The 24,176-nt window shown below is 44.9% G+C and carries 31 protein-coding genes, 1 tRNA gene and 3 pseudogenes; 21 read left to right on the top strand and 14 right to left on the bottom strand.

Annotated features, from left to right (window positions below; all coding sequences use genetic code 11):
- Window positions 1-85 precede the first annotated feature (85 nt).
- Window positions 86-598, bottom strand: a complete 513-nt coding sequence (locus JCM11217_RS03345) for a hypothetical protein (RefSeq protein WP_243678198.1) — start codon at window positions 596-598, stop codon at window positions 86-88.
- A 129-nt stretch (window positions 599-727) separates the two neighbouring features.
- Here JCM11217_RS03345 and JCM11217_RS03340 point away from each other — a divergent pair.
- Window positions 728-1,461 (top strand): annotated as a pseudogene (locus JCM11217_RS03340) (N-acetyltransferase).
- Here the strand turns inward: JCM11217_RS03340 and JCM11217_RS03335 are convergent.
- Window positions 1,444-3,705 (bottom strand): annotated as a pseudogene (locus JCM11217_RS03335) (CDC48 family AAA ATPase). The pseudogenes JCM11217_RS03340 and JCM11217_RS03335 overlap by 18 nt on opposite strands.
- 216 nt (window positions 3,706-3,921) lie before the next feature.
- On the opposite strand from JCM11217_RS03335, the gene JCM11217_RS03330 reads away from it, so the two are divergent.
- From JCM11217_RS03330 to JCM11217_RS03315, 4 genes and pseudogenes are all read left to right on the top strand, one after another.
- The gene (locus tag JCM11217_RS03330; protein ID WP_243678197.1) at window positions 3,922-5,469 is read left to right on the top strand and encodes a hypothetical protein; all 1,548 of its coding nucleotides are present in this window, start codon (window positions 3,922-3,924) and stop codon (window positions 5,467-5,469) included.
- A gap of 30 nt (window positions 5,470-5,499) precedes the next feature.
- A pseudogene (locus JCM11217_RS03325) lies at window positions 5,500-6,559 on the top strand (hydroxymethylglutaryl-CoA synthase).
- A gap of 54 nt (window positions 6,560-6,613) precedes the next feature.
- Complete coding sequence (locus JCM11217_RS03320) at window positions 6,614-6,913, top strand: winged helix-turn-helix transcriptional regulator (RefSeq protein ID WP_054842042.1); 300 nt, start codon at window positions 6,614-6,616, stop codon at window positions 6,911-6,913.
- A gap of 189 nt (window positions 6,914-7,102) precedes the next feature.
- Window positions 7,103-7,798, top strand: a complete 696-nt coding sequence (locus JCM11217_RS03315) for a CTP-dependent riboflavin kinase (protein ID WP_243678196.1) — start codon at window positions 7,103-7,105, stop codon at window positions 7,796-7,798.
- 4 nt (window positions 7,799-7,802) lie between these two features.
- Here the strand turns inward: JCM11217_RS03315 and JCM11217_RS03310 are convergent, their stop codons facing one another.
- Window positions 7,803-8,381, bottom strand: coding sequence for a class II aldolase/adducin family protein (locus JCM11217_RS03310; protein WP_054842040.1), 579 nt, complete (start codon window positions 8,379-8,381; stop codon window positions 7,803-7,805).
- A gap of 86 nt (window positions 8,382-8,467) precedes the next feature.
- On the opposite strand from JCM11217_RS03310, the gene JCM11217_RS03305 reads away from it, so the two are divergent.
- Window positions 8,468-9,337, top strand: coding sequence for an amidohydrolase family protein (locus JCM11217_RS03305; RefSeq protein ID WP_054842039.1), 870 nt, complete (start codon window positions 8,468-8,470; stop codon window positions 9,335-9,337).
- 57 nt (window positions 9,338-9,394) lie between these two features.
- Window positions 9,395-9,500: transfer RNA gene (locus JCM11217_RS03300), tRNA-Leu, on the top strand.
- Window positions 9,501-9,586: 86 nt separating this feature from the next.
- On the opposite strand, the gene JCM11217_RS03295 is transcribed toward JCM11217_RS03300, so the two are convergent.
- The 5 genes from JCM11217_RS03295 to JCM11217_RS03280 all read right to left on the bottom strand — a co-directional run bounded on the left by JCM11217_RS03295 (window position 9,587) and on the right by JCM11217_RS03280 (window position 11,278).
- Complete coding sequence (locus JCM11217_RS03295) at window positions 9,587-9,877, bottom strand: hypothetical protein (protein ID WP_054842038.1); 291 nt, start codon at window positions 9,875-9,877, stop codon at window positions 9,587-9,589.
- A 109-nt stretch (window positions 9,878-9,986) separates the two neighbouring features.
- Window positions 9,987-10,292 (bottom strand): hypothetical protein, encoded by a 306-nt coding sequence (locus JCM11217_RS03290; protein WP_054842037.1) that lies wholly within the window; start codon window positions 10,290-10,292, stop codon window positions 9,987-9,989.
- A 23-nt stretch (window positions 10,293-10,315) separates the two neighbouring features.
- On the bottom strand, window positions 10,316-10,906 hold the full coding sequence (locus JCM11217_RS03285) for a phospholipase D-like domain-containing protein (protein WP_054842036.1): 591 nt from the start codon (window positions 10,904-10,906) through the stop codon (window positions 10,316-10,318).
- Entirely contained in the window at window positions 10,903-11,076 is a 174-nt protein-coding gene (locus JCM11217_RS13380; RefSeq protein ID WP_243678195.1) for a hypothetical protein, read from the bottom strand. Before JCM11217_RS13380 ends, JCM11217_RS03285 begins: the two co-directional genes overlap by 4 nt.
- A gap of 7 nt (window positions 11,077-11,083) precedes the next feature.
- A complete protein-coding gene (locus JCM11217_RS03280) occupies window positions 11,084-11,278 on the bottom strand; it encodes a hypothetical protein (protein WP_054842035.1) in 195 nt (64 codons plus the stop codon).
- Window positions 11,279-11,502: 224 nt separating this feature from the next.
- On the opposite strand from JCM11217_RS03280, the gene speE reads away from it, so the two are divergent.
- The 4 genes from speE (at window position 11,503) to JCM11217_RS13365 (ending at window position 13,857) form a co-directional block, all read left to right on the top strand.
- A complete protein-coding gene (gene speE / locus JCM11217_RS03275) occupies window positions 11,503-12,456 on the top strand; it encodes a polyamine aminopropyltransferase (protein WP_243678194.1) in 954 nt (317 codons plus the stop codon).
- Window positions 12,457-12,569: 113 nt separating this feature from the next.
- Window positions 12,570-12,935, top strand: a complete 366-nt coding sequence (locus JCM11217_RS13375) for an aminotransferase class III-fold pyridoxal phosphate-dependent enzyme (RefSeq protein ID WP_243678193.1) — start codon at window positions 12,570-12,572, stop codon at window positions 12,933-12,935.
- A gap of 195 nt (window positions 12,936-13,130) precedes the next feature.
- Window positions 13,131-13,331 (top strand): aminotransferase class III-fold pyridoxal phosphate-dependent enzyme, encoded by a 201-nt coding sequence (locus tag JCM11217_RS13370; RefSeq protein WP_243678192.1) that lies wholly within the window; start codon window positions 13,131-13,133, stop codon window positions 13,329-13,331.
- A 10-nt stretch (window positions 13,332-13,341) separates the two neighbouring features.
- Entirely contained in the window at window positions 13,342-13,857 is a 516-nt protein-coding gene (locus tag JCM11217_RS13365; RefSeq protein ID WP_243678191.1) for an aminotransferase class III-fold pyridoxal phosphate-dependent enzyme, read from the top strand.
- Window positions 13,858-13,913: 56 nt separating this feature from the next.
- On the opposite strand, the gene JCM11217_RS03265 is transcribed toward JCM11217_RS13365, so the two are convergent.
- Window positions 13,914-14,780 (bottom strand): class I SAM-dependent methyltransferase, encoded by an 867-nt coding sequence (locus JCM11217_RS03265; protein ID WP_054842034.1) that lies wholly within the window; start codon window positions 14,778-14,780, stop codon window positions 13,914-13,916.
- 161 nt (window positions 14,781-14,941) lie between these two features.
- Here JCM11217_RS03265 and JCM11217_RS03260 point away from each other — a divergent pair, with 161 nt between their 5' ends.
- The 3 genes from JCM11217_RS03260 to JCM11217_RS03255 all read left to right on the top strand — a co-directional run bounded on the left by JCM11217_RS03260 (window position 14,942) and on the right by JCM11217_RS03255 (window position 16,611).
- The gene (locus tag JCM11217_RS03260; RefSeq protein WP_054842033.1) at window positions 14,942-15,706 is read left to right on the top strand and encodes a hypothetical protein; all 765 of its coding nucleotides are present in this window, start codon (window positions 14,942-14,944) and stop codon (window positions 15,704-15,706) included.
- Window positions 15,707-15,898: 192 nt separating this feature from the next.
- The gene (locus JCM11217_RS13360; protein WP_243678190.1) at window positions 15,899-16,048 is read left to right on the top strand and encodes a hypothetical protein; all 150 of its coding nucleotides are present in this window, start codon (window positions 15,899-15,901) and stop codon (window positions 16,046-16,048) included.
- A gap of 173 nt (window positions 16,049-16,221) precedes the next feature.
- The gene (locus tag JCM11217_RS03255) at window positions 16,222-16,611 is read left to right on the top strand and encodes a hypothetical protein (RefSeq protein ID WP_054842032.1); all 390 of its coding nucleotides are present in this window, start codon (window positions 16,222-16,224) and stop codon (window positions 16,609-16,611) included.
- A gap of 1 nt (window position 16,612) precedes the next feature.
- On the opposite strand, the gene JCM11217_RS03250 is transcribed toward JCM11217_RS03255, so the two are convergent.
- Both JCM11217_RS03250 and JCM11217_RS03245 read right to left on the bottom strand, forming a co-directional pair.
- Window positions 16,613-17,053, bottom strand: coding sequence for a DUF86 domain-containing protein (locus JCM11217_RS03250; protein WP_054842031.1), 441 nt, complete (start codon window positions 17,051-17,053; stop codon window positions 16,613-16,615).
- On the bottom strand, window positions 17,028-17,489 hold the full coding sequence (locus JCM11217_RS03245) for a nucleotidyltransferase domain-containing protein (RefSeq protein ID WP_054842030.1): 462 nt from the start codon (window positions 17,487-17,489) through the stop codon (window positions 17,028-17,030). Before JCM11217_RS03245 ends, JCM11217_RS03250 begins: the two co-directional genes overlap by 26 nt.
- A gap of 228 nt (window positions 17,490-17,717) precedes the next feature.
- Here JCM11217_RS03245 and JCM11217_RS03240 point away from each other — a divergent pair, with 228 nt between their 5' ends.
- Both JCM11217_RS03240 and JCM11217_RS13355 read left to right on the top strand, forming a co-directional pair.
- Window positions 17,718-18,779 carry a hypothetical protein gene (locus tag JCM11217_RS03240; RefSeq protein WP_054842029.1) on the top strand — a complete coding sequence of 354 codons (1,062 nt, stop codon included), beginning with the start codon at window positions 17,718-17,720 and terminating at the stop codon, window positions 18,777-18,779.
- Window positions 18,722-19,183, top strand: a complete 462-nt coding sequence (locus tag JCM11217_RS13355) for a hypothetical protein (protein ID WP_243678189.1) — start codon at window positions 18,722-18,724, stop codon at window positions 19,181-19,183. The genes JCM11217_RS03240 and JCM11217_RS13355 overlap by 58 nt, the downstream gene beginning before the upstream one ends.
- Before the next feature lie 9 nt (window positions 19,184-19,192).
- On the opposite strand, the gene JCM11217_RS13350 is transcribed toward JCM11217_RS13355, so the two are convergent.
- Window positions 19,193-19,351 (bottom strand): 30S ribosomal protein S30e, encoded by a 159-nt coding sequence (locus JCM11217_RS13350; protein WP_243678233.1) that lies wholly within the window; start codon window positions 19,349-19,351, stop codon window positions 19,193-19,195.
- A gap of 403 nt (window positions 19,352-19,754) precedes the next feature.
- Between JCM11217_RS13350 and JCM11217_RS03235 the strand changes: the two genes are divergently transcribed.
- From JCM11217_RS03235 to JCM11217_RS13345, 3 genes are read left to right on the top strand one after another with little or no spacing between them, the layout of a single operon-like run.
- The gene (locus tag JCM11217_RS03235) at window positions 19,755-20,600 is read left to right on the top strand and encodes a hypothetical protein (protein ID WP_243678188.1); all 846 of its coding nucleotides are present in this window, start codon (window positions 19,755-19,757) and stop codon (window positions 20,598-20,600) included.
- Window positions 20,597-20,923, top strand: coding sequence for a hypothetical protein (locus JCM11217_RS03230; RefSeq protein WP_054842027.1), 327 nt, complete (start codon window positions 20,597-20,599; stop codon window positions 20,921-20,923). The genes JCM11217_RS03235 and JCM11217_RS03230 overlap by 4 nt, the downstream gene beginning before the upstream one ends.
- A gap of 2 nt (window positions 20,924-20,925) precedes the next feature.
- A complete protein-coding gene (locus JCM11217_RS13345) occupies window positions 20,926-21,087 on the top strand; it encodes a hypothetical protein (RefSeq protein WP_243678187.1) in 162 nt (53 codons plus the stop codon).
- A gap of 734 nt (window positions 21,088-21,821) precedes the next feature.
- Here JCM11217_RS13345 and JCM11217_RS03225 read toward each other — a convergent pair.
- Together JCM11217_RS03225 and JCM11217_RS03220 are read right to left on the bottom strand one after the other, a co-directional pair.
- Window positions 21,822-22,046, bottom strand: a complete 225-nt coding sequence (locus JCM11217_RS03225) for a hypothetical protein (protein ID WP_054842026.1) — start codon at window positions 22,044-22,046, stop codon at window positions 21,822-21,824.
- Window positions 22,047-22,093: 47 nt separating this feature from the next.
- Window positions 22,094-22,648, bottom strand: coding sequence for a hypothetical protein (locus JCM11217_RS03220; RefSeq protein ID WP_054842025.1), 555 nt, complete (start codon window positions 22,646-22,648; stop codon window positions 22,094-22,096).
- A 937-nt stretch (window positions 22,649-23,585) separates the two neighbouring features.
- Between JCM11217_RS03220 and JCM11217_RS03215 the strand changes: the two genes are divergently transcribed.
- Both JCM11217_RS03215 and JCM11217_RS13340 read left to right on the top strand, forming a co-directional pair.
- Window positions 23,586-23,888 (top strand): hypothetical protein, encoded by a 303-nt coding sequence (locus JCM11217_RS03215; RefSeq protein WP_243678186.1) that lies wholly within the window; start codon window positions 23,586-23,588, stop codon window positions 23,886-23,888.
- 137 nt (window positions 23,889-24,025) lie between these two features.
- The gene (locus JCM11217_RS13340) at window positions 24,026-24,169 is read left to right on the top strand and encodes a hypothetical protein (protein ID WP_243678185.1); all 144 of its coding nucleotides are present in this window, start codon (window positions 24,026-24,028) and stop codon (window positions 24,167-24,169) included.
- Window positions 24,170-24,176: the final 7 nt, after the last annotated feature.

Here is a 24,176-nt window from a genome sequence, read left to right as displayed (position 1 = left end):
TACGTATTTTAAACAGGGGGGGAACTAATATATTTTGCTTTTATTATTCTAAATGAAATTGAACGTGATGAAAAACAACATAAAACTAAGACTTGCCAGCGCCCTTACCCAGGACATCCAAAATAACTGACTTAAGCCCCTCAATCGTCTCAGAACTTTTTCTATACTCAGAGATCAACCTAATGCCTTGCTCCTCAATTAATTTCTGAAGTTCATTAAGCCGCGTCGCAACGTTGGATAATTGATTCGTGATCTCAACAACCTGGTTAACATCAAGGGTTCTATACTCCCTCAAATCCATCGCGGTCTTTGCCAACAAATCCACCGCATTCTCAATCTTACCCTGCAATGACGATATTGAATCCCTATATGCAATTAGCGAAGCCTCAATCCTCGTCAACTCCCTCAACGTATTAGACAGCATGCCAGCCAACTCAGCCATGCTCTGCGGAGTTATTCCACTGATTAATTCCTGGGCCTTTATTAGGCTGGATAGGGACTTCTCAATATCATTAACCCTACTCTCCAGGTTCTCAACCCTAGTACTTAGGTCCGCCAGGTTCCTGGACATTTGATCAACCTTACTATTTAAGTTCATTAACTCCCTGAGAATCCTGGCTATTGGGTCCTCACGTGGGGGGGGTGGGGGGGTGGCGCTGGGTAATAACCCATTGCGAATAATATCAATTAGTAATTACTTAAATATTTATCTTGTGACTATCAATCAATGACATACATATCCCCAAGGGCAAAAATACTAAGTAGAAACGTGGGTGGGGGGGATGTCGTAGTGCTCGGTCCATCAATAATTAACGAGGGTACTATAGTTGAGCCCTTCGTCATTATAGGCCACCCAATCAGGTCAAAACTCCTGGGCGTGAGGGATAAGGATTCCGTTATTGAGCATTTAATGGATGAGGTCAGTAGTGGTGCCATAATTGGTAGGAACTGCATTATTAGGAGTAATGTCATTATCTATGAGAATGTGGAGATCGGCGATGGTGTTGAGACGGGGGGGCATAACGCGTTGATTAGGGAAAACACGAGGGTTGGCGCGAATACTAGGATTGGGTCTGGGGGGGTTATTATTGATGGGGGACACGGTGATCGGCAGTAACGTTAGTATACAGAGCATGGTCTACATACCGAGGGGGCACGGTCATAGAGGATAATGTGTTCCTAGGGCCTAACGTCGTGATAACTAACGATAAGTACCCACCGAGTAAGAGACTTGATGGTGTTAAGATTAGGAGGAATGCCGTAATTGGCGCTAACGCAACCTTGATAGCGGGTATTGAGATTGGGGGGGAGAACTCCGTGGTTGCGGCGGGCTCTGTCGTGACTAAGGACGTGCCGCCAGGGGGGGAGGTCGTTGCCGGCGTGCCTGCCAGGCCTATCTACACTGTTGATATTTTTATTAGGAAGAGGATTGAGTATGAAAGGTCAGAGGCCCCCCCTTAACGTTCTCCTGAGATTCCTAGCCATCTCCTCAAACCTGGCAATATCCTGCTTGGACAATGATGGTGGGACGACCTTCAGCGCCTCCTCAAAATGCTCGATGCCGACAGGCTTAACCTGGTTAGTATTACTCCTAATGGTCTCCCTCAAAGCCAGCATTGCCGCCTCCCTAACAAGCGCCGCCAAATCAGCGCCCGTGTAGCCCTCAGTCCTCCTAGCCAGGTCCCTGAGGTACTTATAATCCCCCCCATCCTTAACATCATCAGCAAGCTTCAAGCCCCCCCTAATGTGAACCTTAAGTATCTCAAACCTCGCGTTCTCATCCGGTGGTGGCACATAAACAATTCTATCAAACCTGCCGGGCCTAAGAAGCGCTGGGTCTATTATGTCGGCCCTATTCGTCGCTGCAATAACCACGACATTCTTCAACGGCGCGATTCCATCCATTTCAGCTAATAATTGATTAACAATCCTATCAGTGGCCCCACTATCAACCCTCAAGCCCCTTGCTGGTGCTATTGCGTCTATTTCGTCGAAGAATATTACGCATGGTGCTGCCATTCTGGCTTTCTTGAATATTTCTCTGATGGCCCTCTCGCTTTCTCCAAACCACTTACTCAGTATCTCAGGCCCACGAACAGCAATGAAATTAGCATTCGACTCAGTAGCCACAGCCTTAGCCAAAAGCGTCTTACCAGTACCAGGAGGACCAAACAACAAAATACCCTTAGGAGGCTCAACACCTAACTCCTCAAAGTACCTTGGGTACTTAAGCGGCCACTCAACCATCTCCTTAAGTTCTTGCTTCACGTTCTCATAACCACCAATATCATCCCAATGAACCTCGGGGGGGACCTCAACAATGACTTCCCTAAGAACCGTTGGCTGTATGTACTTCATGGCCTCCAGGAAGTCCCTCATCCTAATCTTAATCCTGGCCAACTGCTCAGGCGGTATCTGTGGTTGATCAAGGTCAATCTCCTTAGTAACGTCTATAGCCTCCCTAAGCCTTATCATTGCAGCCTCCTTAACCAACGCCGCCAGGTCAGCCCCCCCGTATAGCCATGCGTCATCTCCGCAATTTCATCGATGTTCACAATATCGCCTGGATCACATATCTTCTCCTTAACATCATCCTCAGTACACAGCGGCACATTCCTAGTGTGTACCTGGAGTATCTCCTTCCTCGCATTCTTATCGGGCATACTTATGTATATCTCTCTGTCGAATCTTCCTGGTCTTCTTAGTGCTGGGTCTACGGCTTCTGGTCTGTTTGTTGCTCCGATTACGATTACTTGGCCCCTCTCCTGAAGACCATCCATTAATGTTAGGAGTTGGGCAACAACGCGTTTCTCCACTTCTCCGGTTACCTCCTCCCTCTTCGGCGCTATCGCATCAATCTCATCAATAAAGATAATGGCGGGAGCATTCTTCTTAGCCTCCTCAAAAATCTCCCTCAACTTAGCCTCAGACTCACCATAATACTTACTCATTATTTCAGGGCCATTAATCGATATGAAGTAGGCATTGGCCTCTGAGGCTACGGCCTTTGCAAGAGTGTCTTGCCGGTGCCAGGCGGACCAATTAGAAGAACGCCCTTGGGAGGCTCAATACCAAGGTGCTTAAATATCTCGGGATGTCTCAATGGTAGTTCTATCAATTCCCTAATCTTCCTCTTAGCCTCCTCAAGGTCACCAATATCCTCCAGGTAACCCTCGGCATTGTTAACTCCATCTCCCTAACAGGCTCCTCCCTAACCTGAACCTCCGTGTCTATACCAACGTATGCGGCAGGCCCTGGGGGGGTTACGCTCGTGACCATGAACCTGATTGAGCCTGTGTAGTACGGTATCTCAATGATTGAACCTTTCCAAACGGGCTTACCCAATAAGTAAGCCCTTTTGAGATAATCAGGGTCAACCCTAATGTACTCACCAACAGGCGCTATCGTGACCCTCTGCGCAGACCTTAGATTGGCCCTCCTGACCTTAACAACGTCACCAATACTGACACCGGCATTCTGCCTTAAGACACCATCCATCCTTATGTAGTCCTTATCCTCATCGTCAGTGTAGGCGGGCCATACCTGGGCATAGGCACTACGCTTATTACCAACGATCTCTACGTACTCCCCAGGCTCGATACCAAGCACCCTCATGTAACGTTGCGGTATCCTAACAATTAACCTACCAACATCCCTAGTCCTCGCCTCCGCAACCCTAAGACTAACCTCATTATTAGAACCCATGACTAATCCTCATTGCTTAAACCCCCCCCAACTCAGCTTATATAATTATCTTCATCATTCCAACTCACTGGTCCAATGCCATGCGTTTACTAATAAGTTCAATTTCACATACTTAACTTAAATTATTGCACAGCACATACTAATCTCACAAAATATTTCGTGTTCATTAACAATCATCCTGAGGACCTTATTAATCATTTAAAAATTAAATTACCGATGTGTATTGCTCAGGATCTAGAAATTGCATGTATTAAAATTGATGAGGATTTAATTAGGAAAAACAGATTGTGCTGGGGGGGTGAAAGGGATGATTCTAAGTATAAGTGCGGTGGGGGGGAGATCGATGATCTAAAGACGATTAATGAGGTTATTATAATACTTATTGAAGTTCTTTACCGTTTATTACGTTGGCGAGTATGGGTACCATGGTGGTTAGATAAGGAGAAAATCAAAATATTCAATAGTAGGGATAAAATTAAGACAATAAACGATAAGGTGGCTAAGGTGATTGATGATATTCTTAATGAGATGTTAAAGTACTTATATCAATATGATGATTATTGGATTAGGAATAGAGTATCTAATGAATTAAGAAGGGTCATCGAAGATTTAATAAACGGCAGGGCTGAAGTAATTGTTAGGAGGACGGAGAGCTCATTAACAATCACGGTACGTGGAAGCCGCATCACCTTAGAAATTATTAGGAATAGGGATGTTATAGTCCAAATACTTAATGACTTTCCAGGCATAACAATAAGGATACCAGACGTCTTCAAGGAGTTTATGAAAAATAGGAGTAAATACGAAGAACTCACTAAAATACTCCTTGCAGCAAAGCTGGGTCTTGCTAATACAGATGAGGGAGAAAATAAGGATAAACCCAGGATGAGGACAACACGCCTATGGCAAGCGGTATTTTGGGCACTTCTTTATCCAGGAGATGTATACATAAATATAAAATCAATTAATGTAAACGTTGAAGACGTAACAATAACGTGGTCCCTCACGGCTAACAACCACACATCATATAAAGAAAATGCACTTAAGATCGCTAAAGGCCTTGATGAAAAGACGTTATTGATCTTTTTATTAACAAGCATATTGGGTGACGGCTATGCAAATGCGTATCTGAGGAGAAACAGGTTAAGGGCGAGGATAGAGATTACGGTAAACGCAGCAAAGCTAGAAGAAAAGTTAGAGGAGTGGAAGGCAATACTTGAGAAATTAAGTAAATCATTAAATGTTAAATATAATCTAAATAGCAAGAACAACGTTGCAAATATATCGTTTTACGACAGCCATGCTGTTAAATTAGCAAGGGCCATATTAAATGCTGTACCACCTATTCTAGGAGAGGTCCTGGACGCATTAGAAAGCGATAAGTGGTTGGGTATAAAGAAGATCTCTAATGTGGAGTTTAAGTATATCCGAGGTGAGTCACAGGTTGAAATATATGGCGAGAGATTCACGATAGACTATAATAACCTAAGACTCGTACTTTCAACGAAGAATTCCATCAGGGCATTAAGGATTTATGAGAAGTTAAGGAATGCATACGAAAAAGTCTCCATAAGGCAGAAGAAGGGATACACGATTGTGAGTATACCATTCAAGGCCATAATTAGGAATGATGAATTACGAAATGCAATACATAGGGTACTTTGCAGTAAACTTAAGAAGACTAAGAATGAGAAGACAAGAGCGAAGATAATACGTGCATTAATGAAGTTATCATCATCAAAAGAAATTGACTGCGAACCTTAAATTTTAAAAGGAAATAAAGCAATACAGTCTGTGGGCAAGGTAGGCATTGTCGGCTGGGGGGGCGTCTACATACCAAGGTTCAGAATAAGCACAAAGGAGATCGCTAGGGTATGGGGGGGGTGATGATCCGCTTAGGATTAAGGACCTTTATTGGGTTGAGGAGAGGAGCGTTGGTGGTCCTGATGAGGATGCGGTTACAATGGCGGTGGAGGCCTCGAGAAATGCGTTGAGGAGGGCGGGTATTGATCCTGGGGGGGAGTTGGGTTCGGTATTTGTTGGTACTGAGTCGAAGCCCTATGCGGTTAAGCCAATAGCTTCAATACTAATTGAGGCTCTTGGAATGAGGAAGCAGTCGTTTGCTGTTGACATGGAGTTCGCATGTAAAGCTGGCTCGGACGCCATAGTTAATGCGACAGGCCTTGTTAAGAGTGGCTTAATTAAGTATGGACTCGCGGTTGGCGTTGACCATAGCCATGGAGAGCCAGGGGATCACCTTGACTATACGGTGTCTGGCGGTGCGGCGGCCTACATCATAGGGTCTGACGGCGTTGTGGCTGAAATAGAGCACATTTACGCATATAACTCAGACACACCGGACTTCTGGCGTAGGGATGGCATACCATACGCGGTTCATGGTGAGTCATTCACGGGTGAGCCAGCGTACTTTAGGCACATTGTGAATGCTGCGAAGGCGCTCATGGAGGCTACGGGACTCAAACCAAGCGACTTCGACTACGCGGTATTCCACCAGCCAAATGCTAGGTTCCCAGTGAGGGTTGCTCAAATGCTCGGTATACCCCTTGAGAAGGTTAAGCTTGGTATCGTGGTTGATAGGATCGGCAATACCTACAACGGCGCGGTGTTAATAGGGCTTGCAAACATACTTGAGAATGCCAAGCCAGGATCTAGAATACTCATGGTCTCCTTCGGCAGTGGCGCTGGTTCAAACGCCTTCAGCTTGGTTACCACGGATTTACTACCTGAGAAGGTGGGTAGGGCTAGGACCGTTAGTTACTACCTTGAGAATAAGACATACATAGACTACGCGCTTTACCTGAGGTTTAGGAATTTAATTAAGGTAATTCAGTAATATCGATTTGTCGGCATCTTAATCTTTAAAAGCAATCAGATAAAAATCATCGCAATGCCTCGCAAACAGACTGTTCGAATTGTGGAGAGGAAGAAGGAAATACTTGAGTTATTAATTAAGGAGGGTGAGTTACCGACGAACGAGATTGTAAAGAAGACAAACCTAAGCCACAGCCAAGTCTTTTACGCGTTAAAGCTTCTTCAGAGGGATGGGTTAATCAGGGAGATTAAGAGGGGGGGTAAGGTGGCCTATTGGAAGGCTGCGGATAATGCCCAGGAAGCCCTTAAGACGCTTGAGCAGGAGGTTAGGGAGGAGGTCATGGAGGGCGGGGGGGAATCAACGGAGGAGACTTAGGCTTTTTAACTTCTTAAAATAGGGGGGGTTGCTAGGTGATGAGGCGGGCAGAATCCGTAAAAATGACGAAACTGTCTCACACTGATTAGTGTTCATAATCTTCGTTTTCAAGGATTCACCTCATCATGTTTAGAAGGAAGCGTTAATAAATAGGTTCTTTACGCCAATACGAAGCGTATGGGAAGTACCGTGAGCCGCGCTTCATTGGGAATTGATTATAAGCTCCTTCGAAGAATACCATACCTAATACTCCTTGTTAAGTACGGCATTAACGATAAGGATTATGTCACGATAAACCTAACGAGGCTCGCCAACGACATAGGCACAACACCGCAGAACGTATTTAAAATAATAAATAGGCTTGCTGAGGAGGGGGGGTTGATAATTAAGTCCGCCGTCAGTGGTCAATTGGCGATTAAGTTCACGCAGAGGGCTTCTGAGGCACTTCAATTCGTAATTGACACAATTAGGCATTACCTTGATGAGAGGCTGGTGATTAGGCTTGTTGGTAATGTGGTCTCCGGGCTTGGTGAGGGTGGCTTCTACATGAGCCTTGATGGCTATGTTAAGCAGTTCGTTGAGAAGCTTGGGTTTAAACCATACCCTGGGACACTCAATATTAGGTTGAAGCCTGAATACGTTAAGTATAGGCTTTACTTAGACGCATTGCCAGGTATTTACATAGAGGGCTTTAGTAATGGTGTTAGGACTTACGGTGGCGTTAAGTGCTTCAGGGCAATGATTCAGGGATTGCCTGGCGCTGTCCTACTAATCGAGAGGACTCACCACGGGCCTGACACCATAGAGGTTATATCGCCTTATAAATTAAGGGATAAGCTTGGCCTTAAGGATGGCGATGAGATTGAGGTGTTGGTAACACTGTGAATAATTACTTAGCAAAGCAATTCGAAAGTAGTGTTATGTATGCCAGGTTTTCAAGGACCTCAGCCCTGTTAAGTGCCTCATACGGCGTTGAACCCACCGTAACCAATCCATGGTTCCTCAGAATCACGGCGGTAACACCCCCCCTCCTAGATATCGCCCTACTAACCGCATCGGCAAGCTCAGCACTACCTGGCTTTAGGTAGGGAACCTCGGCTATCTCACCAACGTACGAAATCGCCTCGCTAAGGGATAGGTCAATCTTAAGGCCTGCCTTAGTCAATGCCAATATATTGGGTGGATGTGTATGAAGTACGAACTTCACATCATCCCTAACCCTGTAAATGCCCACGTGCATCCTCCACTCACTACTGGGATTGCCTCCGGACACTACGGTACCATCAAGCCTAATCTTAACAATGCTCTGCGGCTTTATGAGTATCTTAGGCATTGAAGTTGGCGTTATTAACACCTCATCACTGCCCAACCTGGCACTTGCATTACCGCCAAGTAGATCCACGAGCTTCCTCGCGTACGCCAGCCTAAATATTTCAACAATTACCCTTCTCAGGGATGCCTCATTCATACAAGGTGCGGTGTGCTATAGGCATAAAAAACATACCCTATATATCACAAAAACGTATAAGTATTGGCATGGGTGGCATGTAATTGATGGGCTATATCGACGCGCACACCCACATAGTATTTAGGGAGACGATAACCGAGGAACTAATGAACTTCGCATTAAGGGAGTGGGGTGCGCCGCGTGAGACCTTATTGATGAGTGTTGGGGATGTCGTGAGGATCCTTGATGACGCGAATATAGATTATGTGGGCATTATGGCATATCCGACCAGGAAATTGGGTATTGCGAAGGAGGATTACGCAATAAAGGTGATTAATGCTGTTAAGGATTATGCGGATAGATTCGCCGTAATAGGCGGTGTGGAGGCTAATGAGTTGTCTATTGAAGAAACCAGGTACTGGCTTGAGAAGCAGTATGAGGCTGGCATCAGTGCGATTAAGGTTCATCCACCTCACATGTGGCTTAAACCAAACGCCTATAGGCCTGAGGAGGGTGGATTGAGACAGCTTGAGCTTGTCTATCAGTTTGCCGAGGACCATGGATTGCCCGTGTACATTCATACAGGTACGAGTGCCTTCTCGAGGGCTAGGAATAAGTATGGAGATCCAATATTTGTTGATGATGTTGCGGTGGACTTCCCAAGGCTAACAATAATAATGTCACACGTGGGTAGACCAAATTGGGTTGCCACAGCGTTTCAATTAATCAGGATAAGGCCAAACATAATCGCCGACTTATCAAGCATACCACCAAGGAGAGTCCTCGATTACATACCAAGACTTGCAGAGATAAGCAGTAAATCAATATATGGGAGTGACTACCCAGGACCTGGAGTTCACGACATAAAGGCGAATCTTCAGGAGTTCCTAAGCATACCAATCCCAAGAGAGGCAATAAAGAAGATAGTTGATGATAACCCAAGGAAGATACTCAAGCCATTATCAAGAAACAGATAGATATGCGTAGTAATGTGATTTAAGATTTAAAAATCCCGTAGGAATTAGTTACCTGCGGGGGGGGTGCCCGAGCCTGGTCAAAGGGGGGGGCGGACTTAAGGCTATAAGTAAGACATCCGCTGGCGAAGGCCTGCGTGGGTTCGAATCCCACCCCCCCGCACCACGCATTACGGTTTTAAAGTCAGATTTCTATTTGCAGTTTTTGTTTATCGTGGGCCTTTAAGTTTGGTAAGAATAAGCAAAGCATTTTTACGGTGGGTAGAACAGCAGATCAAGCAGTCCCTGGGTTATGTTTTTCATTGTTTTCTTTGCTTCCTCAGCCGTTGTCTCCGGTCTCCTCAGTACCACTGTCTTTTGTTCCTCACTGACGTATGCGTAGCCGCTTGCGAGACCTAGGAGGAATAGCCATATTGAGAGTCCAGCGAGCCACTGCATTGCCGGGATTGCCACATTGCTTTGTGTGAGGAAGTCGATGGATATCGCCGTGAAGAACACATTACCTAGGTAAAAGGCTATGACCACGAGTGTGGTCAAAGCCACGTAGTAGAAGCCCGCGGTTACTGCAGCCTTGTACCTCGTGCTTAACTCATCAAATCTCCTCTTGAATTCCTCCTCAACCTCGGGCGTGGGCAGGAGCAGTGTGTAGTACCTATGGCCGAAGATGCCCGCCCCCCCTTAGCATCGATGTTGATTCCCAACTTCCTGAGCTTGTTAACGCTACCGCCCTCATCTTACCATCAATCCATTTAAAGACCCTGTAAGCGGCGTAGGCGCCAAGGGCGATGCCGATGAATACGCCGAAGAATGCGCCGAATGGGCCAAGGGCAATACCGATGACTTCGACTACACCCATCACGAATATGAATACCGCAGCCAACGCATCAACAAGCGGAATGAGCAAACCAAAGAGAACAAAACCAACCCAAACACGCGAGAGGAGCTTAACAAGGTTCACGGCGATGCACCTGTGGTTTTGTTTCAGTTCCTCTTTATACTGTTTGCTCCTACTTCGTTTGTTGATTGTTTAGGTTGTGCTATGTATTGTGATATTTCTGGCTTCCTTATTGGTTTTGCCCTTTCCCATAGTTTTTGGAATATGTCCGTTGCTAAGTCATGCGGTATCTTGACTAAGACCTCAATATTCCTGTTAACGGCTGATGGCGTTAGGTTTGCTGAACCTATGAATGCGTCATAATCAATTATGTATAGCTTAACGTGTATGAAACCAGGTTCACCCTGCGGTGGTGATACCCTAACAAACCTAGTCCAATCAATGGCCTTACCACCTCCACGCCTACTTAGTGATATGCCAATCCCAATAATACCCATGATGAGTAGGAATATACCCAATCCCCCCCTTAGCGATTCAACCCCCCCTCCAGCAGCCATTAATGCTATGCCTATGAATGCTGAAAATAGTGAGAGGGTGAGCGCAAGCGCCCAATTACTGCCACTTGGTTCCTTAGTAATAACAATAGCGCTTTTACTCTCCTCAACAATCCTCCCCCCCAACTCACTCATTGCCAGGTTATAGAAGTCATTCTCACTCGGATCCTCACTAGTTATCACGTAAGCTCTACCCTCCTAACGAGTCTCATCAACTTCTCTGCGTATTGACCCTTAATCCATGGACTAACGACCCGAGCCTCACGGGCATCAAATAGAGCATTAAAGACCTTTGAAACCTCATCACCGATATAAACACGCTTATTTAAGGTCTCATGGACTCTATACGCCATGCCCTAATCACTGCCATATGCCTTTGCTTTTGTCCTCCTCAACCCTAGCGAATGCGTACATCACAGTACCAATTAGAGCTGCATCCACGAAGTACCTAACAAACCTAGGCAATACGTAGTAAGGCGGTAAATACCTCAGATTCAAAACCACACCAACCACGAGAACAACCAAAGCAACCAAAACAGCCACCCAACGCCTCATCAAGACAGATAAACAAAACCTAATTTTAAGTAATGCGCATCGACAATGCGCTATCAAGACAAGGATCAATTTTCCAAAGAATAAAATTATTAATAGGCATTGGTAGGGGCAGGCAATTAACATGGAAAGATCTAAAAACATTAAGAATAAGCTCCAGGAATTCATTACACTCAATGACACGGACTTTGCGGCGTTAGAGGATGGGTGTTAAAAATGCTTAAAAGTTGAGCGTTATAATTCACATGATGAGCCTTGAGAAAATGAGTAAGGAGGGTACGTGGTTTATTGAGTTTAATACGCCATTTAGTTACCATGTTAGGGGGGGTATTAGGAGGGTTTTGTATAGCGGTGTTACTAAGTATCAGAGGGTTGCCATTGTTGAGTTTGAGGATTTGGGTAAGGCGTTGGTGCTTGATGGTAAGATACAGAGTTCGTTGTATGACGAGTTCGTTTATCACGAATCGCTCGTTCACCCTGCAATGATTACGCATCCAAACCCGAGGAGGGTTCTCATTCTTGGTGGTGGTGAGGGTGCTACTGCTAGGGAGGTGCTTAGGCATAGGAGTGTTGAGGAGGTGATCATGGTTGACATTGATGATGAGGTGATTAAGCTCGTTAAGGAGTACCTCCCTGAGATGAGCCAGGGCGCATTTAATGATCCGAGGTTTAAGCTTGTACTTCAGGATGGTAGGAAGTTCCTTGAGGAGTCGAGGGATAGGTACGACGTGATAATACTGGACCTTACAGACCCACTTGAGGGTGGTCCATCATACTTACTATACACAATCGAGTTCTACAGCATTGTTAAGGATAGGCTGAGTGATGATGGCATAATGGTGACACAAGCAACATCAACCTCATACTCACTCAGGACGTTTGCCACGATCTATAGGACGGTAGCCTCGGTATTCCCAATAGCCAGGGCTTACCAGGTATACATGCATTCGTACGACAGTACGTGGGGTTTCGTGATTGGGTCTAAAAAGTACGACCCAACAACACTGACGCCGGATGAGGTTAACAATAGGATTAGGGAGAGGGTAGGTGGTGAACTTAAGTTCTATGAGGGCGATATGCATAGGGCGATGTTCATATTGCCGAAGCATATAAGGGCCGTATTAAATGATGAGTCGATAAAGCCCGCAACCGATAAAAACCCAACATTCCTACCAGCGTGATCGCCATATCGTGATTTATTAAATTCTTTAAATCATTACGTAATTACTTGATAAGTTTCTAAAAATACTCTAATAAAATTTATTAATATGTTTCATAGTTATTACTAATAAGTATGAGTGGTGAGGACGTTAGTAGGACTGTTCGTGAGCACTTATTCGGTACCTGGCGTAGGCAAAGGGGGGGTTGGGAGCCGCTGAATGTTGTTAGGGCTGAGGGTGTTTATTTCTATGATTCCCAGGGTAGGAGGTACCTGGACTTCTCGTCCCAGCTCGTTAATGTTAATCTTGGCTATGGTAATGAGAGCGTGATTAATGCGATTAAGAGGCAATTGGAGACTCTGCAGTACATATCGCCAGCCTTCGCGACTGAGGCGAGGGCTAGGGCTGCCAGGGCGTTACTTGAGATAATGCCTGAGGGTTTGACGAAGTTCTTCTTCTCAACGTCGGGTACCGAGCTAATGAGGCCGCTGTTAAGATAGCAAGGCTCTATAAGAAGCCCGCCTACAAGGTAATCGTTAGGTACAGGTCATATCATGGATCAACACTCGCCTCAATATCAATGACAGGTGACTACAGGCGCTGGTTCATTGAGCCGCACACAATGCATGGTGTTGTTAGGGTACCCGAGCCATACTGCTACAGGTGCCCGCTCGGTCTTAAGTACTGAGTGTGGTTTGGCATGTGCCAATTATGTTGATTATGTTATTAAGAATGAGAAGAATGTTGCTGCGATACTTGTTGAGCCAATAACTGGGACTAACGGTGTTGTTGTGCCACCTAAGGAGTATTTACCAACGCTTAAGAGGATCGCGGAGGAGAATGATGTATTGTTCATTGCCGATGAGGTTATGACTGGGTGGGGGCCGTGTCGGTGATTGGTGGGCCGTGAACCTATGGGGTGTTAAGCCAGACATGCTGACAACAGCTAAGGGTGCGTCGGCTTCGTATGTACCCATCGGAATAACGGCTGTGAGTAAGAAGATCGCTGATTACTTCGAGGATGAGTTCTTCGCGCATGGACACACCTTTGAGGCTCATCCAGTTTCTTTGGCGGCGATACCCGCGGTTATTGAGGAGTACAAGAGACTTGACCTGCTTAGTCATGTTAGGACCATGGGCGAGTACTTGGCTAAGAGGCTTGAGGAGTTGAAGGAGAGACACAAGAGCATTGGCGATGTTAGGGGGGGTGTCGGCTTATTCTGGGCTATTGAGTTCATTAAGGATAGCAGGAAGACGCCCTTTGGCACGTATGAGGATAAGTACAGGGGCGTGGCCACGCCGGTTGATAAGGTGGCTGCCGAGTTACTCAACATGGGTGTTTATGTGTTTAATGGTCCGTCCTGGTTCATAATCGCGCCGCCCCTGATAATAACTAGGGAACAGATTGATGAGGGGGGATAGAGAAGATAGACCAAGCAATCAAGAAATTAGACGAACAATACCAAGGCTGATGTTCGTTATGAACCCAATTTCCTGCTGATGATGAGGAATGTGGTCGCCATGTACTTAAACGGCACATGCCTACCTAAGATATCATCAAGTGAGTACAGTACTGATGCTAACTTCGTAATTCCACCATAACTCCACTGGTGTATCCTGGATGGAATTACGTTGGATACCACATGAATGCCCCTTAGGTTTACCACCTCAAACCCATAACTCCTCAATATACTCAGTATTTCCTTAATCGTGAAGAATCTTAGCGGTATTGCCTCACTGCCATGGCCATACCAATAACCAACATGACCCCCCCTACCACTAATTAAGCCCTTGAGGAAACCCATCATTGACACACCACCGAGTAGCGCCTCATAGGCCATGTCAGGGCAGATTAGGTTATCAGCATCGAAAAGTAAGTAACCACCATTACTTAAAACCCTCGAAACCTCCCTAAACGCATCCTCAGACTTCACGATATGATTAAAGACGCTACCGTAGGCGATGACCGCGTCGAAGTAGCCATCCTTAAACGGTAACTTTACGGCATCACCCTGCACAGGGTCACTGCACCTCCTTGACCTGGCACACTTAATGAGTGATGCACGGGATATGTCTAGGCTGACCACGTGATATCCACGTTTCCTAAGCAGCATTGTCCAAACACCAGTACCGCTACCTAGGTCAAGAACCTTACTATGTATCTTAACCCCATCAAAGTAATCCCTAAAGACCTCGTACAACTCATTATACACATGCCTATAATACTGGGACAGCCTGAGGAAGACTCTTTCATAAACGGGTGCTAGTTCGTCGTATACGGTGCTTACGATTGACTCGTAACTAGATGATTGATCGTCACCCTCCACCTCAACCTCCCAATCCATAACTAGATGCCTCTGGCTTAATAAAGTCTTCTACTGCGTAAATATAGTATATATCTCATAATTTCTATAGCTGTTTTGTAAAATGCAAATTGAGAAAGTGGCATCACATAGGGCTTCGCAGAAATAAAAATTTTATAAATCAACGATTTAGTAAGACTACGATGTCGCAAGGCGTTACTGAGGAGAGGGTCAAGAGGGGGGGTTTGTTGCTTGTTAATGCCTGCGATGGTAATAAGGTAACGTGTAGGTTACTCGGTGGTGTGGCTGTGGTTTACCTGGTACGCGATATATACGCAGAATTACCCATGCTCTCACGTGAGCCCAAGGATATTGACGTAGCCGCGCATAGAAAGGACTCGGGAAAGCTAACGAGGATCTTTGAGGGGGGGCTTGGGTTAAAGGCTGATGCTAGGTTTAATGCGCTTCATGGTGCGGAGAGACTTAAATTCTTCGATACTCAAATGAACACGAGGGTTGACGTCTTCCTTGACATATTTAGGGAGAGCCACGTGATAGAGCTTAAGGATAGGCTTGACAAGTTCAGCCCAACATTACCGCCAAGCGACTTATTAATGACGAAGTTCCAGATCTGGGAGATTAATGAGAAGGACCTCAAGGACATAGTAGCCATGCTCTATAAGTTTGAGCTTGGCGATAAGGATGACATGAATACCATAGACCTAGGCAGGATAATAGAACTGACCTCAGACGACTGGGGACTCTATAAGACAACCACGGTAAACATAGAGAGGACGCTAAATTACCTAAACACCATTGAATTGCCAGGGAAGGTCAAGGACAAGGTCGTGAGCAACCTAAATAGGATTAGAGAAGCCATGGATAAGGCGCCAAAGAGCATGAAGTGGAGAATGAGAGCAGCCATTGGAGAGAGGGTTAGGTGGTACGAAACGCCCGAGGAGGCCTAAACGACCTACACAGCATAATCTCCATACCCTACCTCCACATTAACTAATTAACTCTTCTCTAATTAATCAATATCGATGCTAGCATTAAGCTTACGGCATAATTACTAATCTATCTAGAGCATTTTTTAGTTAGGAATAAAAATGCGAAATTAGCTACCTCATAAAATGAAACTTACATATGTATTATTAATTATGGTCATAACAGTCCTAATGCTTGTCTCGACATACTACGCATATCAATACCTAACAAGGCCCATGATCTGTATGTGCCCTACGGTCTTACTAAATAACGTGTATAACACCTACGTGTACTATGGAAATAAGTTAATCTACCATAATTGATATGCCGAGGCTTGGCCGATACCCTGCTGCGATAACTTCCCAGGCTTACTCCACCAATAACCTTCATTCAATCAATCAATGAAATAGAATGCACACAGATCACAGGCATAACAACACCGTCCGGCATCGTTAATTATACCTGCATTGTCGCGCGTAGTGGTGATTCTGTAATTATGATACCATCGAGGATAGTGGCCCAGGGGGGGGATAGGGCATGTAGTATTGAGAGGTTGTTACTACGTTTCCTCACCTATGACGAGGCTGGGTTAATCACGTTGTATGGTAATACGAGGATCTTAATAATGGGTATACCAGTCATCGAAGGATTCATTGGCAGTGATAAGATTTTCCTGTCTGGTGAGGAGTTCATAGTTAACACGACTAGGGTTGGTAATTACGTAATTGCCTACGTAAGCGGTATTGAATTAGTGATGAACGTGTATTCAATAGGCATGAGGACTGGAATCGCGCATTTAGTCGGTACTATAACCGTGCAGTACTACTACTCAACGAATGTTAATGAGACCAACACAATAATCATAATGCCGACGCCAAAGCAATGAATTACGCATCGATGTTATTACTCACGGCATAATCATAAAGCTTAAGGGCAATTCTCAATAAGTCCCTGTAAAGGGCCTCAGCCAGGATTTCGCGGAGGACATCAATAGAGACTTGCGAGTAGTTATGCACCAAGACGTTCCTAAAGCCTATCATTCTCCTAAAGACCTTTGAATCATCACCACTTATAACACCGGTCTGGCTCAGGTAAATGGGTATCTCTGAGTACGTAGATGGCGCCTTAAGGTCCTTCTCAACCATTATGTGCGAGCCCATGTCAATTAACGCCTGTATTGCAACCTGAAGCATGTGCAGTATAGCGTTCAGTAGCACATAATCACTAATTAACTCATTAACGCCGTACCTGGAGACCAGGGTGTCGACCTCATCAACATTCCTCTTAATAACCGCTAACAAATCACTTAATCGACCCACGCAAATCACCAACCCTCCTCCTAATCAACTCATTAAATCCATTAACCCGTAAAAACACTTGGTAATCACCATAAAGACTAATTGCCCTAACAACCTCCCTAATGAATATCCCACGATCACCAATGTAAATGGGCACGCCCTGAGTCAAAGCCTTAAACCTAACCTCAAAGGGCAGTAACGGGTCATTAAGCACGGCAACGTCAATCCTACCCTCAGGAAGGCTCAAAGCCAGGGCAAGGTCACTAATGAACATGGGTAACACATCAATAATATCAACACCATCCCTAAACAATACGGCAACATCCACATCACTAAGGGAGCCAAACACGCCATAAACTAACGAACCAAAAAGCACGGCAAAGCGAATAAAATCCTTATAATTATTAATAATTAAATCTCTAACAACACCCAACACCCTAAGGCATTGCTCACTGCATGCATTCATTTAAAATCAAGGGCAATAGCCAATTTAAAAGTACTTACGGCTATGCATGAACGCGAAAAAGAATTAAGGAATAAGGGGGGGACTATCCAAAATGGTTGAACAGATCAATATCGAGAATCAGCTATATTACCTAGTAAAACGATATGCCATACATGGCACTTACAATAATGGTGCTATTGACGGCATTGGCAATACTTTATAAGAAACTCCATTAGTAAGTCATTGTTAATGAGTGGGCAATTTATTCGTAAGGCATTGCTGATCGCCGTAGTAATACTAGCGGCACTTGATGGTTATGCGATATACATGTACGCATTCGGGAGTCCACTCCCATACATAGGAACACTAAGTCTAGGTCCATACCAGGTGGCCGCTGCATCAAGTAGCGAGGCAATACTGTATTATGAACAATCAGTGCCTACGCGCTATGGATTAATCACCATAATAGGTGTTAAGGGCGTTAACATGGTCAATGGCAAAACACTATGGGTAACGAAAATAATGTCAAGCAGCCTCGCACAACCATTGATTACCTTCTCACTAGTTGGTAGTGAACTATTCGTTATAACGTACGAGGATCACGTACAACCGCCTCTTATAGTAACTACAATAAACGTGACCGTGATAAACACATTAACGGGTATCATCACGAATTCCACGACGATTGCCATCACGCCAGAAATCATCATATTTAATGTAGTCAATAATCACGTATACGTACTGGAATTCCCACCATCAACTAATAGCATGGTCATCACCTACTATAGGCTAAGTAATTCACCACCATACGTCACATTATCCTGGAACCAAACATTAACTGACGTATGTGGTCCATACAGCACAACAGGTAATATAGGAATCCATGAAGGCACCAAATACGTATTAATGACCGTGCCATGCAACAAGACAATACACGTATATCTACTAAATAGGGCAAGCGGCGGGGGGGTGGTAAGGAGTATATTCATTACGTCGCCATCAAGCGTCGCCAGGATTTACGGCGTAATAAACAACACGGTAATCTACCTATGCGGGACCCGCATATGCGGTACGAACATGGTGACCAACGAGACCTGGTCAATACCAATAATGGGCTATCTAACCTCTGTAACGACGTATGGAGATAAGGCCATAGTACTAATGATGAACGACAACACGCTTATCATGAGCACAGTGGCTCCAAACGGCACGGTACTCATGGACAGGGCGATCTGGAGCTACAAACCACCCTGGTGCGCACGAGCTACGCCGTGGAGATATACTCCTTCAGCGCCGGTGCAATCCACCTAGTGGGCGATTACTTCCTAGTACTGGCAAGCCCATTCGCATTAACGTACACAGCGAGCGGTTACGTGTGCCTACCCGAGGCACTCATAATAGTTAATGTGAATAACGGTGAAGTGCTGACCAGGGTAACCAGGTTCTCATGGTCAGGGATAAGCGGAGACCTAGGACCAAGCCTATACATGGACTACACCAGCAACAACACAATCATATACACACAATGCCAACTAGGCCACTGCACCACATACCTAACAACACCAAAAACCCTAATCAAAGACCAATGGTACTACCTAATAAGCGACACGCCCTACCCAACACTCACCACAACAACACTACTAACACTACTAGCAACACTATACGAAACCATACAAATCAAACACACAAAACAAAAGAAACAAAACAAATTTTAAACAACAAAATCACGAAACCTGCTGACCCTGACCAAGCCTATAAAGCAAACGCCTATAATTACGACTATTCCTCCTCCTAGGAATAAGATTCTTCCTAGGCTTAGGCGGAATCCTAGGCGTCTGACTCCTCACCTTGCCTGCCTTTGTAAGACTGCCGTGGGATGGTATATTCTATCACCGCACTTTTATGGGGGGGTCCTATTATTTATAAGTGTTTCTTCATTGGTTAAAATGAGGATTATTTGATTTAACGGTGATTCTCCGCCTTATCAGTTGCGGGAGGGATTTTGTCAATGTCTATTCCCATTTCGAGGAGGAGGAACTTTGATATGTAGTGCTGTTTATCTGGCCAGTGGATTACGTAGGCCTGCCTATACTTACCTTTAGTCTTTATGATTAATGTTCCATAATTACCACATTTGGGGGCAGCGAATTCTTATGCCCGTGTTTATGTAGACCATTGCACCTAACTTAGTGCAAGGCTTTATAATGCTATCCTTTATTTAATGTTCAATTTTACATTACACCAATTGGGGTAATGCTTAAATACCCGTGGTTAAGGGCATCAACTATGGCCACAATTCGGGACCTAGCGAAGGACCTACATGGCTCAGAGATTAGGTTGTCAGAGCTCAACAACTTGCTGACGAACTTAAGCAATGAGATAGTAAATAATTGGGATGAAATAAAGCGCAATAGCGTTAAGAATGTGCGAAATTCAGGATTAGGCACTAGGATGCACGAGTTAAGTGAATCGTTCAAATTAAATATTGAGTTAGATAAGGCGAATCTTGACCATGATACCTTAAGGCAGGTCTTAGCAGGGCTCGCAATAAGTGACGTGTACTTAAGTGGCAATATAACATCAATATCGACGCCAGATCCGCACTTAATATCGTCATTTATATTCGCGGTGGGGAATTACCTACGTGAGAAGAAATTGACAGCGCGCTTCTACATAACAGCGGCAGAAGGAAAGAGAGGACTATCCGTCTCATACCACGTAGTTATTGCGAATAAGCACGACCTAGACATATTCAGGGTTAATAACATCAAAGCCCAAGATCTCCTCAATAATCCTAAGATACCCAACCACCTAACCCCCTGGCTCAGAAACATCATAAGTAACTGGAGCAGTGTTAAAGTGAAGAAGCAGGTCAGGTTTGTTTATTATGCGGTTAATGGTTTTATTGGTAGGGCTTCGTTGTTTGGTTGGTTTTTGGGTGATGGTGTTCTTGGTCATGTTGGTCGTGGTTCCTTTGACATTGGTTTTTCGTTTGTTGTTGATGAGCCTGTTAGGAGGTTTATGGATGAGTTTTGTGTGGGCTTTATGGTTGTTCTGGTGGGTTCTTTGGTGGTTCTTCGGGTAGGGGGGGTAGTGAGCATTATGTTCTTTGCCCGGTTAAGGCGTTGGTGATTGGTGACATCGTTGGTTTGGCTGGTTCGTGGCCTACGTACGGGCTTACTGATAGGGTTGTTAAGTTGGTGGATGCTGTTAAGTACTCGACGCCCTGCCTGACCTACGCCAAGTACCCAGTCATTAACGTGCTTGGTCATGAATTGATATTGAGGAAGCACAACATGGGGCGTGGATGGTACCTGAGCAGGTCGACTAGCGACGGTGGCCTGGCGATGGCCATAGCCAATGATTTGAGAAAGGCTGGATTCAACGTCAGTGTTAATAGCGTGATGGTGAGTTCGAGATTTACGTTCCCATTGAGGACACTAAGCGCATCCTGAGGATGCTCGGTGTTTATGAGAGGTTTTATGGTGAGCCGAGGAGGTTGCCGAGCGTTGATGATGTGGTTGGTGTGCTTAGGAGATACAATATCAGGAGGTGGCATGTGCACACGTCCAGGCCCGTAATGGGAGGGGCTACGGGTATACCGAGTCCTGCGTATTAATTTCACTGGGTGATTCCGGGAAGGCGAGGAGACTTAGGGATGAGCTTGTTGGGCTTGGTGTTAGGGTTCGTAAGGTGGTTGGGTACGGTGATAGTATGTAATGGTGAGGATAGGGAGTTGCTCATTAATGCCCTTAGTGCTGTGGCGCCTCAGTAGTGGTTTATCGCTGAGCCTTGCACTGTTTTGGCTATTTATTTTGAGGCGCGTCATTGGTGTGTTCGTGTTCTTCACGTTATGACTCATAAAGGGTACTCGTAAGTAGTGGGTGGTAGGGCTTGGGTTTGAGGGTTGATTGCGATTAGCACGATAACCATTGCGGTTGTTGCCCTTACTTATTATTAATTCTGTTTCTACGGGGGGGTTTTGCCTAGTCCTCCCAATCCCCATTTTCATTGATGCCATTTATTATGGATATCTCCACCGCGGCAATAATATTATAGTACTTCGGTAATTTAATGGTCATTCTTTATTATTACTCACATGGTAGTGTTGTGATTAATGGCATTTGTATCGTTCCCTGTAAGGATAATTAGTGAGTGATGAGTGCGTCTTCGAAGTTGGCGAATAAGTGTGGTGACACGCTTGTGGGCGTTTATGTGGATAGTAGGTTGATCACGTTAGTAACACTCCATAACCAGTTATGGTGCTGAGTACCATTGTTAATCAGAGATGCTTCTACGGTAATAATAGCCCTAGTAATGAGCAACCCTATTGAAACCACGTTAACGTTAAATCTACGTAATTTCCTCGAAGTCTTCTTCGTGGATGTGCCTGATAATTTTTATGCCATTGGCCTTGGCTAGCTCCACGGCCTTGCTGAAGTCCCTGGCCTTGAATACGTAGGCGATTATGGCAATGACTTCCTTGCCCGCCATCGCTCGCCTTAACTTATTGACCTTCTCCACGAAGTCCTCCACATCCCTAAACCTAAGCGTAGTCTTAACCTCAGCCACAACCACCTTATCACCAACATCAGCATAACCATCAAATTCACCTATATCCTCGATTACGCGTCTTTCAAGTCTCTCAATACTGAGGTTAAGTCTTCTCCCGACCCAAGTGGTAGGTAGTGCCTAGTATCACGCTCAATCAATAAACCAATACTCTTAGAAAGACCACCATAATTCTTAGAGAGATCACGAAGTCTACGTTCAATATCGCTAACCTTCCTCCACATTCTCTCAATATTCTCATTCGTCTTCCTAACCTCTTGCCATAACTTCTCCACATCTTGCCATAGCCTCTCCTGGTTTTCAAGTATTTTTTGGCTTATTTCAAGATGCCTTTGGCTAATCTCTAGGGCATTCCTCGTCATCTCCAGATGGCTTTCTTCTGTTTCTGCCAGCCGTTTAGTAATCTCGAGTACTCTATTTAATGTATCTACCATGACTGCTTGATTCCTGGCGAGACCATCAACGGCATTAAGCACCTTACTTAGTGCATCAACTAATTGCTTGAGACTTGATTGAACATCAGTAATCCCAAGTAGCCCCCCCATCACCGCATACCTAAGCTCCTTATCCCGCTCTAGTAATTGTAGGAGTTCATCCTTAAGCTCCACTAGTAATAAACTGGTTCTCGGGTTAAAAAGCCTATTTTAAAATATGGTGAGACAAAAACCAAGCACCAACGGGAGTATTTATAATCTTCTTCTATTGATTTATTCATGTATTGATTTAGATAGTTCATTAGCTTAATACTCGCGTCTTTACTCAGCGGCGCCCTGATAATGGCCTTATTGCCGTTTATTACGAGTTCAGGATATCCTATAAACGGTCATTAACACGTGCTGAATAAGCGTTAGGTCAATGAGGAATTTCCTATCACCGTAAAGGAGGTGCGCAAGAAGCTAAATCACTGCCGAAGACCTAACCAATACCTACAATACCGAACAATAGCAGGATTAAGATGGTGACTATGAATATGGCACCATTACTGGTTGAGAAGTAGAACGGGTAAAATTACATAGCCTAACAAGGTGAGAGATGACTAGGACTGCAAAGAGGATTTATGGGTACCATGGGATAACTACTCATGCACCACCTCCTAACCATGGAAGTTGTGCATGATGTACTGAGAGGATTGCTATTACCATGTCTAGGACTATTATGAGGACGCCATACCTCATATAATATAATTGTCGGAGTTATTTTGAAAAATTCCTGGGCAAGGTTAATGAGGCATTTTGGGCGTTGAGTGATGGTGATTGGGGGGGCATCCTAGGCTGAGGTGTGATGAGACGGGGGGGTTAGATGAGCATTAACATTAATGTGTTGATTTACTAGAGGTTGATCACTGCCGGCCCGGTTCACATCATCGTATTCAGTGGGGGGGACGGGAGAAGCTCATCTAATTACTTAATCATTAACACTGCTTATTAACCTTCCTCAGAATGTTAGCTTAAGTATGTCAATTACGTAATTAAGAACATCCTTAACTTATCTAAGAGTAACAATGTGACGAACATCTTTAAGAATAGCTTGATTCAAGCTGATTTAATGAGTAGTAGGGTTTTGGCTCACGGAATTAGGGCGATATTTCCGGTGGGTTTTGATTCCGTCATTAACGTGATTAAGGATTATGACCCTGCATCTAATATTTACTTCACGGTTTTGAGCACGAGCCCCCCCAGGGTTACCGTTGCATTTGGGCAGAAGCTCTTCTTTAGGATTGGTCATTACCTCGCCTGCATGACCTTAGTTATTGAGCGTGGTTCAGAGACTGAGGTTAGGATTATTGCACATTCTGGCCTTCAGTTCTCCGCCTTCTCCGATTATGGCGCCAGTGCTGATTATGCTTGACGTGCTTGACCATCTGAGTAGGTCCCTTGGTGTTAATCCTAGGGATGTGGTTGAGGTTGATTACATGGATGTTACCAAATCCCAGCAGTTGGGTTAGGTTGTGGGTCTTAGGCGAATGCTTAATTTAGTGGCTTGATATGCCAACTAGTGAGGGCATGGCTAAGGACGCTGCTAAGAGGAGGATTGTGATTAGGCTTGGTGGTTCTATCACTGTTGAGGAGATTGAGAGAGCCATTGAGGAGGTGATGGATGGGGGGGATTGCCGTGATTTCGCATCTTAGGATCTCA

This window comes from Vulcanisaeta distributa JCM 11217 (assembly GCF_001316005.1).
In the GTDB taxonomy this organism is placed as follows: Archaea; Thermoproteota; Thermoprotei; order Thermoproteales; family Thermocladiaceae; genus Vulcanisaeta; species Vulcanisaeta distributa_B.
The sequence above is the reverse complement of the archived record's forward strand: the minus strand, read 5'-3'. Positions and strand labels throughout refer to the sequence as shown.